Source organism: Streptococcus sp. KHUD_012, from assembly GCF_052588255.1.
In genome coordinates this window covers 1,737,159-1,750,867 of the sequence record NZ_CP159355.1, presented here as the reverse complement: position 1 = coordinate 1,750,867, position 13,709 = coordinate 1,737,159, and the positions used below count along the sequence as shown (strand labels likewise).

Annotated in this window: 15 protein-coding genes and 1 other annotated feature; of the genes, 14 read left to right on the top strand and 1 reads right to left on the bottom strand. The window is 43.1% G+C overall.

Annotated elements, in window-relative coordinates; all coding sequences use genetic code 11:
• Positions 1 to 80 precede the first annotated feature (80 nt).
• From asnA to trpB, 14 genes are all read left to right on the top strand, one after another.
• A complete protein-coding gene (asnA, locus tag ABVF55_RS08450) occupies positions 81 to 1,073 on the top strand; it encodes an aspartate--ammonia ligase (RefSeq protein WP_003005888.1) in 993 nt (330 codons plus the stop codon).
• A gap of 247 nt (positions 1,074 to 1,320) precedes the next feature.
• Positions 1,321 to 1,860, top strand: a complete 540-nt coding sequence (gene rsmD / locus ABVF55_RS08445) for a 16S rRNA (guanine(966)-N(2))-methyltransferase RsmD (protein WP_445285227.1) — start codon at positions 1,321 to 1,323, stop codon at positions 1,858 to 1,860.
• Complete coding sequence (gene coaD / locus ABVF55_RS08440) at positions 1,850 to 2,338, top strand: pantetheine-phosphate adenylyltransferase (protein WP_445285226.1); 489 nt, start codon at positions 1,850 to 1,852, stop codon at positions 2,336 to 2,338. The genes rsmD and coaD overlap by 11 nt, the downstream gene beginning before the upstream one ends.
• Positions 2,322 to 3,404 (top strand): SepM family pheromone-processing serine protease, encoded by a 1,083-nt coding sequence (locus tag ABVF55_RS08435; protein ID WP_445285225.1) that lies wholly within the window; start codon positions 2,322 to 2,324, stop codon positions 3,402 to 3,404. The genes coaD and ABVF55_RS08435 overlap by 17 nt, the downstream gene beginning before the upstream one ends.
• 163 nt (positions 3,405 to 3,567) lie before the next feature.
• Entirely contained in the window at positions 3,568 to 4,278 is a 711-nt protein-coding gene (gene ccdA2 / locus ABVF55_RS08430; RefSeq protein ID WP_219075037.1) for a thiol-disulfide oxidoreductase-associated membrane protein CcdA2, read from the top strand.
• Positions 4,279 to 4,304: 26 nt separating this feature from the next.
• Positions 4,305 to 4,628 (top strand): hypothetical protein, encoded by a 324-nt coding sequence (locus ABVF55_RS08425; RefSeq protein ID WP_070586393.1) that lies wholly within the window; start codon positions 4,305 to 4,307, stop codon positions 4,626 to 4,628.
• 56 nt (positions 4,629 to 4,684) lie between these two features.
• Complete coding sequence (locus ABVF55_RS08420) at positions 4,685 to 5,245, top strand: redoxin domain-containing protein (protein WP_445285651.1); 561 nt, start codon at positions 4,685 to 4,687, stop codon at positions 5,243 to 5,245.
• Positions 5,246 to 5,257: 12 nt separating this feature from the next.
• Positions 5,258 to 6,379: a peptide-methionine (R)-S-oxide reductase MsrB gene (gene msrB, locus ABVF55_RS08415; RefSeq protein WP_272111137.1), complete on the top strand. Its 1,122-nt coding sequence runs from the start codon at positions 5,258 to 5,260 to the stop codon at positions 6,377 to 6,379.
• A 58-nt stretch (positions 6,380 to 6,437) separates the two neighbouring features.
• Positions 6,438 to 7,172 carry a response regulator transcription factor gene (locus tag ABVF55_RS08410; RefSeq protein ID WP_272111138.1) on the top strand — a complete coding sequence of 245 codons (735 nt, stop codon included), beginning with the start codon at positions 6,438 to 6,440 and terminating at the stop codon, positions 7,170 to 7,172.
• On the top strand, positions 7,169 to 8,881 hold the full coding sequence (locus ABVF55_RS08405) for a cache domain-containing sensor histidine kinase (RefSeq protein ID WP_272111139.1): 1,713 nt from the start codon (positions 7,169 to 7,171) through the stop codon (positions 8,879 to 8,881). The genes ABVF55_RS08410 and ABVF55_RS08405 overlap by 4 nt, the downstream gene beginning before the upstream one ends.
• 284 nt (positions 8,882 to 9,165) lie before the next feature.
• Positions 9,166 to 9,741 (top strand): YutD family protein, encoded by a 576-nt coding sequence (locus ABVF55_RS08400; protein ID WP_003005915.1) that lies wholly within the window; start codon positions 9,166 to 9,168, stop codon positions 9,739 to 9,741.
• Between the two features lie 6 nt (positions 9,742 to 9,747).
• Positions 9,748 to 10,836, top strand: a complete 1,089-nt coding sequence (gene rlmN, locus ABVF55_RS08395) for a 23S rRNA (adenine(2503)-C(2))-methyltransferase RlmN (protein ID WP_049514207.1) — start codon at positions 9,748 to 9,750, stop codon at positions 10,834 to 10,836.
• Positions 10,823 to 11,350, top strand: coding sequence for a VanZ family protein (locus ABVF55_RS08390; RefSeq protein ID WP_070589638.1), 528 nt, complete (start codon positions 10,823 to 10,825; stop codon positions 11,348 to 11,350). Before rlmN ends, ABVF55_RS08390 begins: the two co-directional genes overlap by 14 nt.
• 67 nt (positions 11,351 to 11,417) lie before the next feature.
• Positions 11,418 to 11,652: a binding site (T-box leader), on the top strand.
• Between the two features lie 124 nt (positions 11,653 to 11,776).
• Positions 11,777 to 12,964, top strand: coding sequence for a tryptophan synthase subunit beta (gene trpB / locus ABVF55_RS08385; RefSeq protein ID WP_048687733.1), 1,188 nt, complete (start codon positions 11,777 to 11,779; stop codon positions 12,962 to 12,964).
• Between the two features lie 6 nt (positions 12,965 to 12,970).
• On the opposite strand, the gene ABVF55_RS08380 is transcribed toward trpB, so the two are convergent.
• Entirely contained in the window at positions 12,971 to 13,630 is a 660-nt protein-coding gene (locus ABVF55_RS08380; protein WP_445285224.1) for a prepilin peptidase, read from the bottom strand.
• Between the last annotated feature and the right edge of the window lie 79 nt (positions 13,631 to 13,709).

Genomic DNA, 13,709 nt, shown 5'->3' with positions numbered 1-13,709 from the left:
TTGAAAACGAATGAAAAGACTTGATTTTGATTGAAAAAAGAGTATAATCATTTCTAAAATGTCTATAAATGAGGAACTATATGAAAAAAAGTTTTATCCACCAACAAAAAGAAATTTCGTTTGTTAAAACGACTTTCACACAATATTTAAAAGATAAATTGGACATCATTGAAGTCCAAGGGCCAATTTTGAGCAAGGTCGGAGACGGGATGCAGGATAACCTTTCTGGGATTGAACATCCGGTATCTGTAAAGGTCCTTCAAATTCCTGATGAGACTTATGAAGTCGTGCATTCACTCGCAAAATGGAAACGCCATACCTTGGCACGTTTTGGTTTTGGCGAAGGAGAAGGTCTCTTTGTCCATATGAAGGCTCTTCGTCCAGATGAAGATTCGCTAGACGCTATCCACTCTGTTTATGTAGACCAATGGGACTGGGAAAAAGTCATCCCAAATGGTCAACGCAATATCGCCTACCTCAAAGAAACGGTTGAAAAAATCTACAAGGCGATTCGTTTAACAGAACTAGCAGTAGAAGCGCGCTATGACATTGAGTCAGTTCTTCCAAAACAAATTACCTTCGTTCACACAGAAGAGTTGGTGGAACGCTATCCAGATTTAACTCCAAAAGAGCGTGAAAATGCCATTGCCAAAGAATTCGGAGCCGTTTTCTTGATCGGGATTGGTGGAGAGCTTGCAGATGGCAAACCACACGATGGCCGTGCACCTGACTACGATGACTGGACAACAGAGTCTGAAAATGGCTACAAGGGCTTGAATGGTGATATCCTAGTCTGGAATGACGTTCTAGGTTCAGCCTTTGAGTTGTCTTCAATGGGGATCCGTGTCGATGAAGATACGCTTCGCCGTCAAGTTGCGATTACAGGGGACGAGGATCGTCTCCAATTAGAGTGGCACAAGGCTTTGTTAAATGGTCTCTTCCCACTCACGATTGGTGGAGGGATCGGACAATCTCGTTTGGCTATGTTCTTACTTCGTAAGAAACATATCGGTGAAGTCCAAACCAGTGTCTGGCCTCAATCTGTCCGCGATGAATATGAAAATATCCTATAAGGAAGAAAGAGAGTGGGACAGAAATCGGTAATTCGTTAGAATTCGATTTCGTCGTCCTACCTCCGCACAGTTGAGTAGGGCTGTAAAAGCTGATGAAATCAGCGTAGTAGAGCCCACTCAACTACTGCGTCTTGCTCGACAATCCAAAAATAATTGAGAGGCTAGGACTTTTGTCCCAGCCTCTTTTAGTTGTCGCTTGACCATATCAAATCGCAATTTTCTGATTTTTTTTGGTATAATGGTCCCTATGAAAATAGTATCCGGAACCTATGGGGGACGTCCCCTAAAAACACTTGAAGGAAAAACAACCAGACCGACTTCTGATAAGGTCAGAGGGGCCATGTTTAATATGATCGGTCCTTACTTTGATGGAGGAAGAGTGCTGGATCTCTATGCAGGAAGCGGTGGCCTCTCTATCGAGGCAGTCTCTCGAGGCATGTCAGAGGCGGTTCTAGTGGAAAGAGATCGTCGAGCGCAGGAAATCGTGGCAGCTAATATTGCCATGACCAAGGAAAAGGAACGGTTTCAACTGTTAAAAATGGAGGCTAAGCAAGCCTTGGGGTTTCTAACGGGCACCTTTGATCTGGTTTTCTTAGACCCGCCTTATGCCAAGGAAGAGATTGTCCGAGATATCGAAATCTTGTGTGAGCGCCACCTCTTATCAGAAGACATCATGATTGTGTGTGAGACCGATAAACACGTGGAACTCCCTGAGGAAATCGGACAGGTGGGGATCTGGAAAGAAAAAATCTATGGAATTAGTAAGGTAACAGTATATGTCAGATAGAACTGGATTGTTTACCGGATCGTTTGATCCGATTACCATTGGGCATGTGCAATTGATCGAGCGGGCGAGTCGCTTGTTCGATCGTGTCTATGTCGGAATTTTTTATAATGCGGAAAAGGTTGGTCTCTTTTCTATTGAGCAGCGCGTGCGTATGGTAGAAGGGGCCTTGGCTCATTTGGAGAATGTTGAAATTGTGACGTCGACTCAAGAGTTGGCTGTGTCCGTGGCGCGCAATCTTGGCGTAGTGACCTTGATCCGGGGCTTGCGTAATGCGCAGGATCTAGTTTATGAAGCCAATATGGATTATTTCAACCACCAATTAGCGCCTGAAGTGGAGACCATTTATCTCTATGCTCAGCCTCCTTATCAGGCTATTAGTTCCACCCGTATTCGAGAGTTGCTGGCTTTTCAGCAGGATATCTCACCTTATGTACCAGAGAGTGTAATGGAGGAAATCAAAGATGACCCAAGCGAATAAACCAAGCTTGACCCCTAAAAAGAAAAAAGGACGGTTGAAAGAATACCGATGGCCAATTGCAGGCGTTCTTTTCTTGCTCCTCTTGCTAGCTGCTTTTGTGATTCGCCTTCCCTATTACATTGAGATGCCGGGAACGGCTGAAGATATTCGATCCGTCATGACAGTAGATGGAAAAATGGATACCAAGTCGGGATCCTATGATTTTGTAACTGTCGCAGTGAAAGAAGCAACTCCGGCTGATTTGATCTATGCTTGGGCGACACCTTTTACAGATATCTACTCTGCTAAGGATATGACAGGTGGTAGCTCCAGCCAAGAATTTACGCGAATCAACCAATTCTATATGGAAACCTCACAAAATATGGCCATCTACCAGGGGCTAAAGACAGCTGGAAAAGAAACCCAGATGGACTTTCTAGGAGTCTATGTCATGCAGGTGGCAGATGACTCGACCTTTAAAGGAGTCTTGAACATAGCGGATACCGTAACTGGTGTGAATGGCAAGACCTTTAAGAGTTCCAAAGAATTGATTGACTATGTCGGTTCTCAAAAAATTGGCGATCCCGTTTCGGTGACCTATATTGAGGATGGACAAACCAAGACCGCAGATGGGAAGATCATCAAATTAACCAACGGGAAAAACGGAATTGGGATTAGCCTGATCGACCGGACGGAAGCCAAAGGCGATGTTCCTGTCCAGTTTGCGACCCAAGGAATTGGTGGACCAAGTGCCGGCATGATGTTTAGCCTAGCCATCTACACTCAAGTGGCTGATCCAGATCTTCGTCAGGGACGCCATATTGCAGGGACAGGAACCATTAACCAAGATGGGACGGTTGGTGATATCGGTGGGATTGACAAGAAAGTCGTCGCAGCAGATAAAGAAGGAGCAGAAATTTTCTTTGCCCCCAATAACCCTGTTTCTAAAGAAGAAAAGAAAGCCAATCCCAAGGCTAAATCGAACTATGAAACCGCTAAAGAAGCAGCGAAACAAATCCATTCGAAGATGAAAATTGTGCCTGTCAAAACCCTTCAAGATGCTATTGATTATTTGAAGAAGAAGTAAAGTAGTATGCCAAACAAAGTTTGGGACGTGAATATGCGAAGTGGCGTTAGCAAAAGGGAAAATTCACCTCCTAATCAAATTCAAGTTTTTGCATATCAATCTCTCTATTTTTAGAGAGATTTTTTCTTTATACTAGTGTCAGAAAGTAAGGGAGGTAGTTGGAATGATTGAAAATAGTTTATTTTCCATTTCAGTGTTCTTAGCGGGGATTCTATCTTTTTTCTCTCCGTGTATTTTACCGTTGATGCCAGTCTATGTAGGGATTTTATTGGATTCTGAGCATGAAAAAACGGTGCGTATTTTTGGAAGAGATATTTCTTGGTATGGTTTGGTCAAGACCCTCTGTTTTATTGCTGGTCTATCAACCGTATTTCTCATCCTAGGTTATGGTGCGGGTGCCCTGGGTCAGGTACTCTATGCTCCCTGGTTCCGTTACCTACTAGGAGGGATTGTCATCTTATTGGGAATCCATCAGATGGGTCTCATCAATCTTCAGCAACTCCAAAAACAAAAGAGTATCCAACTGAAGAAGGATGAAAAACGCAACGAATTCTTCAATGCCTTTCTAATTGGAGTGACCTTTAGTTTTGGGTGGACTCCTTGTGTCGGACCTGTATTGAGCTCCGTTTTAGCAATTGCGGCCTCTGGAGGAAATGGTGCTCTACAAGGAGCGCTCTTAATGCTGGTTTACACCTTGGGCTTAGCTCTTCCCTTCCTACTCTTGGCCCTGGCTTCAGGCTGGGTCTTGCAACGCTTTGCCAAACTCAAGCCCCATATGGGGACCTTGAAAAAAATCGGTGGTGCTCTCATCGTCTTGATGGGCATCTTGCTCATGCTGGGCAATCTCAACAGTCTAGCATCCCTGTTTCACTAATCTTGAATGATTAAAGGAGAAAAATCATGAAAAAAATTCTTACACTTACCATTGCTACGCTTAGCCTTGTCACTTTAGCAGCTTGTTCTGGACAAAAATCGGATTCAGATATGAAAAAAACGGACGATAGTAGTATGATGAAGAAGGACGATATGAAGAAGGATGACATGAAGGATTCGTCCATGTCCGATGATAAAATGAAAAAAGAAGACATGAAAGATTCATCTATGATGTCTGACAGCAGTTCTGAAATGAAGGATGATATGAAAAAAGATGAGATGAAATCCAGCGATTCAGAAATGAAAGATGAAAAGAGTGGATCATCTGATATGAAATCAGACAAGGAATGAAAGAAGGGAGAGGTCATCTGAGGATGACTTTCTCCTTGTTTAAAGAGGTAATAATGATGAAGAAATTAGCTTTAGTAGCTGCAGGATTCTTGTGTACTGGACTTTTGGGGGCTTGCTCGAGTCAAGGAATGGCTACTTCCAATAAGGACATGAGCCAACAAACAGCCAAAGCTGGGGCTAGGCAACCATCTGGCAAGAAAGTGAAGGAGTTTAACCTGCAAGGAGTAGACGGTAAGACCTACCGATTATCCGATTACAAAGGGAAGAAAGTTTACCTCAAATTTTGGGCTTCCTGGTGCTCAATCTGTCTTTCAACATTAGGCGACACAAATGATTTAGCAAAGGCAGAGGAGGGTAAGGATTATGTGGTCTTATCCGTTGTAGCTCCAACCTTTAATGGTGAAAAATCGGAAGCAGATTTCAAAAACTGGTACCAGTCTTTGGATTACAAGGATTTCCCAGTCTTGATGGACAGTAAGGGCGACTTGCTCAAAGAGTATGGGATTCGCTCTTATCCATCTGCTCTCTTTATTGCGAGCGATGGAACTCTCGCTAAGACCCATATCGGTTATATGAGCAAGGAAGACATCGTCCAGACTCTAAAAGAAATGAAGTAAGGAGGACATAAAATGGAAACAAAATGGAAACTCATTTCCATTCTTTTAGTGGGGCTATTTTGTTTTGGAATCTTTTTCCTTATCAAAGGATCCATGGCCTTGGATACATCAGATGCGACGACTGAGCAGATCAAAAAAGCGTCCATGAGTCAGACACCAGTAGCAAACAAAAAGAAGGAAGAAAAAGTCAACCCAGAAGACCAACGAGAAATCTATCTAGCTGGTGGTTGCTTCTGGGGCGTAGAGGAATATTTCTCCCGTGTTCCAGGTGTGATCGATGCTGTATCAGGTTACGCCAATGGGAAGGGAGATACAACCAAGTATGAATTGGTCCCTCAAACAGGCCATGCTGAAACAGTTCACATCACTTACAATGTCAAGCAGGTATCTCTGAAAGAATTGCTCCTGCACTATTTCCGGATTATCGACCCAACGTCGAAGAATCGTCAAGGAAACGATCAAGGTACTCAATACCGAACAGGTGTCTATTATGTCTCTCAAGAAGACCTTCCAACCATTAACCAAGTCTTTGATGAAGTAGCAAAGAAATACGACAAACCGTTAGCAGTAGAAAAAGAGCCACTGATCAATTTCATCCAGGCGGAAGATTACCACCAGGATTATCTAAAGAAACATCCGAATGGGTACTGCCATATTGATGTCAATCAAGCTTCTTATCCGGTGATTGATGCTAGTCGCTACTCTAAACCGAGTGATGAGGAGATCAAAAAGAAATTGAGCCCAGAAGAATATGCGGTAACACAAAAAAATGATACCGAACGGGCCTTCTCCAATCGTTACTGGGATCAGTTTGATGCCGGTATTTATGTAGATGTCGTGACCGGTGAGCCGCTCTTTTCCTCTAAGGATAAATTTGATTCTGGATGTGGTTGGCCAAGTTTTAGCCGTCCCATTAGTCCTGATGTGGCGATTTATAAGGAGGATAAGAGTTTCAATATGACTCGGACAGAAGTTCGGAGCCGTGTGGGAAATTCCCATCTGGGTCATGTTTTTACAGATGGACCCAAGGAAAAAGGAGGCCTTCGCTATTGCATCAATAGTTTGTCTATTACCTTCATACCTAAAGCAGAAATGAAAGAAAAGGGCTACGGTTATTTATTAGACTATGTCTGAGACAATTCAGTCTATAATTTGCTATAATAAGTATAGCAAAAACAAGTAGGTGAAAGACATGTACGCGATTATGATTGTGGAAGATGAAGAGTTGATTCGGCAGGGTCTGACTTCCTTAGTCAACTATGAACAGTTTGGAATGACTGTCATCAATCAGGCAGAAAATGGGCGTGAGGCTTGGGAGAAGTTTCAAGAGCAACCAGCCGATATCCTTCTAACCGATATCAACATGCCACAAATGAATGGCTTGGATCTAGCCCATCTCGTTAAAGAGAAATCTCCGTCTTGTCATATCATTTTTTTGACAGGTTATGATGACTTTGAGTTTGCGAGAAAAGCCATCAAGTTAGGTGCGGATGATTATTTGCTGAAGCCTTTTTCAAAAGATGATATTGAAGAGATGTTAGCCAAGGTGAAAGGAAAGCTAGACAAAGAGCGAAAGAAAGCGCAAGTCGAAGATTTGGTCAGCCATGGTTATTCGACAGAGTTGGAAGAAGCCATTCATGCTCGTTTAGCAGATTCGCAGTTAACCCTGAAGGATTTGGCCTATCAACTTGGCTTCAGTTCCTCTTATCTAAGTGTATTGATCAAGAAAAAATTGGGACTTCCTTTCCAAGAATACCTCATCCAAGAGCGAATGAAGAAGGCTCAACTCTTGCTTCTCACGACAGATTTAAAGATTTATGAGATCGCCGATCAGGTTGGTTTTGAAGATATGAACTATTTTTCTCAACGCTTTAAGCAGGTTGTTGGGGTGACGCCAAGGCAGTACAAAAAAGGAGAGCATGAATGAAACGATATCCCTTGCTGATTCAGCTGGTCCTCTACTTTTTTCTCTTCATTCTCTTACTTTTTGGTCTCATCGGTAGCCTTTACTATCAAACGAGTTCAGGGACGATCCGCCAGCTAACGGAGCGGACGACAAGAAATAGTATCGACCAAAGTAGTCAGTTTATTACGTCTTATCTAAAAAAATTAAAGCAGACCACAACGGTGCTTAGCAAGGAACAGGCTGTTCAACAATTTGCCCAAGATAAGAGTGCGGATCAAGAAACGGTTCAGCACTTGATGCGAACGATGATTGAAACGGATCCGGACTTGGTCTCTGCGGTCTTGGTGACCAAGGATGGACGTCTGGTAGCGACAGATTCCAAAATCAGCATGCAGACTTCCTCAGACATGATGAATGAAAGCTGGTATCAAGAGGCGATTAAGGAAAGAGCCATGCCAGTTTTGACGCCAGCTCGAAAGGAATTCTTGACTTCGGAAAAAGAAAAATGGGTGGTTTCTATTACCCAAGAAGTGGTTGATCAGACTGGTCAAAATCTTGGAGTAGTACGCTTGGATATTGGCTACGATAGCCTTCAGGCTTACTTGGATCACCTGCAACTAGGGAAACAAGGCTTTAGTTTTATCATTAATCAAAAGCATGAGTTTGTCTACCATCCTAAAAAAACGGTCTATTCCTCCAGCCAAGAGATGCAGGCCATGCAGCCCTATATTGCTGTGACAGATGGCTATGCAAAAGGAGGGCAGAATTTTATCTATCAAGTTCCGATTCCAAATAGTGATTGGACCTTGATTGGAGTAGCTTCACTTGAAGGACTTCAGATGCTTCAGTCGCAACTCCTATACTCTTTCATTGGTCTAGGATTACTGGCCTTGATCATGTGTTTAATAGGGCTTGGCTTTGTTCTGCGTTTGTGGATCAAACCCTTACGAGACCTTCAGACCATCATTTTGAGGATTGGATCAGGAGATGCTCACGTGAGGGCTGCAGCCAAAGGATCTCCAGAATTGGTCGACCTCGCTCAAGCTTTTAATGCCATGTTGGATCAAATCGATCATCTCATGCAACAGGTAAAGGAGGAGGAGCAGAACGCACGGCGTTACGAGCTGCGGGCACTTTCGGCTCAGATTAATCCGCATTTTCTCTACAATACCTTGGATACGATTGTCTGGATGGCGGAGTTTAATGATAGTCGGCGCGTGGTCGACATCACTAAGTCTCTGGCTCAATATTTTCGACTGGCTCTCAACCAAGGCCAGGAACAAATCCTACTGAGAGATGAAATTGACCATGTTCGCCAGTATCTTTTCATTCAAAAACAACGTTATGGTGAAAAGCTCAATTATGAAATTCTAGAAGATGAACGGTTGGGCGATTATCAGCTACCCAAATTAGTGCTTCAACCCTTAGTGGAAAATGCGATTTACCATGGCATTAAAGAGATCGATCGGCCAGGTCTCATTCGAGTGACAACTGAAGTCAGTGGAGACTCCGCCTGCGTATCGATTTTTGACAATGGACAAGGGTTTGATTTATCCGGATCAACAGACCAAACCCTTCTTCGTTTAGGAGGTGTTGGCTTGAAAAATGTGGACCAACGATTGCATCTTCAATTTGGCGAAGCCTATCATATGGAGATTGATTCTAAAGCTAATAGCTATACGAAAATCACACTTTATTTGCCCCTTTCATCTGGCGATGAATCTTCATAGAGACTGGGACAAAAGTCCTAGCCTCTCAATTATTTTTGGATTGTCGAGCAAGACGCAGTGGTTGAGTGGGCTCTACTACGCTGATTGCATCAGCTTTTACAGCCCTACTCAACTGTGCGGAGGTGGGACGACGAAATCGAATTCTAACGAATTACCGATTTCTGTCCCACTCTCTTTTTGCTGTCAAAGGAATTTCAACTCTTTTCTAGTCAAATCTGACGCAAGTTATCAAATTTATGATAGAATAAAGTGTTACAGTAAATAGATTTTGATGAAGGAACACTATGCGAAAAGAGATTGACCCTGAATTATATAATTACAATAAATTTCCTGGACCTGTGTTTCGTCAGGTAGGAGACCAGATCCTTTCAGAAAACCTCTCCTTTGAGTTGTTAAAAAATGAAAAGGAAGCATTTGATGCGACCGTTTTTGGTCAACGATTTTCTGAGATTTTAACCAAATTTGATTACATTGTTGGTGATTGGAGCAATGAGCAGTTGCGCTTGCGTGGCTTCTATAAGGAAGAACGCGATGTTGCAACGATGGATAAACTAAGTCGCTTAGACGATTATTTGTTAGAATATTGTAGCTATGGTTGTGCTTATTTTGTCCTTGAAAATAAGGAGCCTCATCGTGCTTCCTTTGATAAGAAATCACCGGTCAAAAAAGCTCAATCAGAAGAAAGAGAGCCTAAGAAGCGTTCGCGCAATCGCAAACAAAAAGATCGTTTCCAAAAACGAGAACGCGACAAGGGACAGTCAACGAATAACTCGAAAAAAACAAGACCGTCTGCTGAAACTAAAAAAACAACAAAGACGAACAACAAACGTCATTTTGTGATTCGTCAAAAAGAGGAGTAAGAAAGAATGAAACCATCGATTTATAGTTTAACACGCCAAGAGATGATTGATTGGGCGGAAGAAAATGGCGAAAAGAAATTCCGTGCAGCACAAATCTGGGAATGGCTCTATCGTAAACGTGTCCAGTCTTTCGAAGAAATGACCAACCTTTCTAAGGACTTAATTGCGAAGTTAAACGATCAATTCGTTGTCAACCCACTCAAGCAACGGATCGTGCAAGAGTCAGCAGATGGAACGGTCAAGTATCTTTTTGAATTGCCAGATGGCATGTTGATTGAAACCGTCTTGATGCGTCAGCACTATGGTTTATCTGTTTGTGTAACGACTCAGGTAGGATGCAATATCGGTTGTACCTTCTGTGCTTCAGGTTTGATCAAAAAACAACGCGATTTGAACAATGGGGAAATCGTGTCTCAAATCATGTTGGTCCAAAAATACTTTGACGAACGGGGTCAAGATGAACGGGTCAGCCATATCGTTGTCATGGGGATCGGAGAACCATTTGACAACTATAACAACGTCTTGAAATTTATCCGGACCGTCAACGATGATAAAGGTCTAGCGATTGGGGCTCGTCATATTACCGTATCAACTTCTGGTTTGGCCCATAAAATTCGCGACTTTGCAAATGAAGGGGTGCAGGTCAATTTGGCGGTGTCTCTACATGCTCCAAACAACGACTTGCGCTCTAGCATCATGAAGATCAACCGGGCTTTCCCAATTGAAAAATTGTTTGCAGCGATTGAATACTATATCGAAACCACGAACCGTCGGGTGACCTTTGAGTACATCATGTTGAATGAAGTCAATGATGGGGTTGAGCAAGCCTTAGAGTTGGCAGAATTGCTCAAGAATATTAAGAAATTGTCTTATGTTAACTTGATTCCTTATAATCCTGTCAGTGAGCATGACCAATATAGCCGGAGTCCAAAAGAACGGGTTATGGCCTTCTATGATACCTTGAAAAAACAAGGTGTCAACTGTGTGGTGCGTCAAGAGCACGGTACAGATATTGATGCTGCCTGTGGCCAATTGCGTTCCAATACGATGAAACGGGATCGGGAGAAAGCGATTGTTGAACATGCGCAACCTTAAACAAGGGCTGATGGATCAAACAGAACTAACAAAGAGAGGAAGAAGGCTGTTACAGAGTGGCAGCTTCTTCTATTTTATCCTCTTGTGCCTGATGTGCTTTTTGCCTCAACAGCCAGAGCCAGGTATGGAAACACCGGGAATTCAACATTTTGGTCGCATCGTCGTCCTACTGGTTCCACTTAATTCGTTGATGAATTTTGGCCAGATCACCAGTGTCATCCAACTCATCAAGGTGATTCTCCAAAACGTAGCCAATGTCTTTTTGTTAAGCCCGCTGGTCTTTCAACTTCTCTGGCTATGGCCCTGGTTGCGGAGTCACAAACGGGTCTTACTCTTTGGCTTTGGTCTAAGTCTATGGATTGAATCTAGCCAAGTGCTCTTAGATCTTTTGTTTGATGCCAATCGTGTCTTTGAGCTAGATGATTTGTGGACCAATACCTTAGGGGCTTACCTGGCCTATCTAGGCTTTCAGTATCTCCAAGCGCGATTGCTAGCCAAAAATGGGGAAATGTAAAATCCGAACATTTCAGTCACTTTTTGAAATTTTTGTTGACAAAGTCAGAAGCGGGAGCTATAATAGCTTCAAGACATCAGAAAAGTAGAGATTTTTCTCACTTCCAGGGAGCTTGTGGTGATTGCGAACAAGCAGTGGTGAATCTTGAAATGGGCTGATGCGTTTATGATGATGAATTTGAAACAATAAAAATTCGGTGAGCACACCTTATCGTGCACCCTGTTGTTAGACAGGTCAGAGATGTAGGAGAAAAATAGCTTCCTACAATTGAGGTGGCACCGCGGTATCGAATCGTCCTCACACAGATTTTTCTGTGTGAGTTTTTTTGTATCTCAAAAGGACCCTGTGAGACTGCAGCTCAAAGGACCAACGAGAGAGAAAAAAGATCATAAATAGGATTGAAAATATAGAAAAGAGGATACAATCATGACAGAAACAAAAGGCTATTTCGGACAATTTGGTGGATCTTTCGTACCAGAACCCATTCAAAACTTGCTCGATCAATTAGAGGCAACTTTTGAACAGTATAAAAATGACCCAGAATTTATTGCAGAATACAAACATTATTTGAAAGACTATTCTGGACGGGAAACACCGCTCTACTTTGCGGAAAGTTTGACAGATCATTTAGGTGGGGCGAAAATTTATTTGAAGCGCGAAGACTTGAACCACCTAGGTTCTCATAAATTGAATAACGTCTTGGGGCAAATTCTCTTGGCTAAACGCATGGGCAAAACACGCGTGATTGCTGAAACAGGAGCTGGTCAACATGGTGTGGCTACAGCAGCTGCGGCAGCTAAGTTTGGTATGGCCTGTGATGTCTACATGGGAGCAGAAGACGTCGAACGTCAACGTCTCAATGTCTTCCGCATGGAAATGATGGGGGCAACCGTTCATGCGGTTGAAACAGGAACAAAGACCTTGAAAGACGCCGTTGATGCTGCTTTTGGAGCATGGATGGCAGACCTCGATGCTTTTTATGTCTTGGGTTCTGCTGTTGGACCTCACCCTTACCCAACCATTGTGCATGAATTCCAAAAAGTGATCAGTGAAGAGTCTAAACGTCAAATTTTGGAAAAAGAAGGTCGTTTGCCAGACTATGTGATTGCCTGTGTCGGTGGTGGATCTAATGCCATTGGTGCCTTCTCCCAATATGTAGGTGATGAAGAGGTCAAATTGGTCGGTGTTGAAGCAGCTGGTCATGGCTTGGACACAGACCAGCACGCAGCAACCATGACCAAGGGGACTGTTGGAGTTGTCGATGGGATGAAGACCTACGCTGTCTTTGGCGAAGATGGAAAAGTAGCGCCAGTGTACTCGATCTCTGCTGGTTTGGACTACCCAGGTGTAGGTCCAGAACATGCCTTCTTTAAAGATTCTGGTCGTGTTGAATATGTGGCAGCGACAGATGATGAAGCGGTTCAAGCTCTTCTTCTCCTCAGTAAGACAGAAGGGATCCTCCCAGCTATTGAAAGTTCACATGCGATTGCAGAAGCTGTCAAACGTGCTCCACAATTGGACAAGGACAAGATTATTATTATCAATGTCTCTGGACGTGGGGATAAGGACGTGGCTGCCATTGCAGATTATCTAGAAGCGAAAGCTACAAAATAAGAAATCTTATCTGCTTAAAAATGTAAAAAACAGTAAAGCATGATAACTCAGAAAAAGACAGGGAACAAAAGGAATCCGGTCTCTTTCTTTTTTGAGGGCAAAGAAGAGAATGCCTAAGATGGATGCGATCTGGATGAGAATGAGGATCTTGGTAGAAGAAAAGCTGAGTGAGAAGGTGGCGAGTAAGAGAAAATCTCCCGCCCCCATTCCAATAAAGAAAAAGTGGGCACCGATCGCAAGGAGTAAAAAGACCAGCATGAGGAGATTACTAGCGGATAAAAAGAGGACTAAGGCATGGAGACAACACCAGATGGCCAAGGGGTATTCCATAAAGCGTAGGTCATAGATGGCTAAAACAGCAGATCCGAGTAACGTCAGAAGTTGAGGCAGAGAAAGAAAACCATTGGCACAGGCTAAGAAGATCAGGCCACTCCAGATCTCAAAAAGGCAGTACCAAAATGGGTAGGTCTGATGACAATAGCGACAGCGAAAACGATGCAGTAGTTGCGAGATAATGGGGATGAGATCCCAAACTCCAAGGACGTGCTGGCAGTGATCGCAATGACTGCGAGGAGTGAGAATGGATTGGTTTGGGAAGCGATCGACCACTAGTCCCAAAAAAGAGGCGAAACAAGTACCGATGGTAAAAAAATAAAAGTTGATCATACTTATTTATTCGTAAACAAATCGAAAAATGTCATCATTTACTTGAAAATCTTGTAAAGCCTTTCTAAATTTGATACAA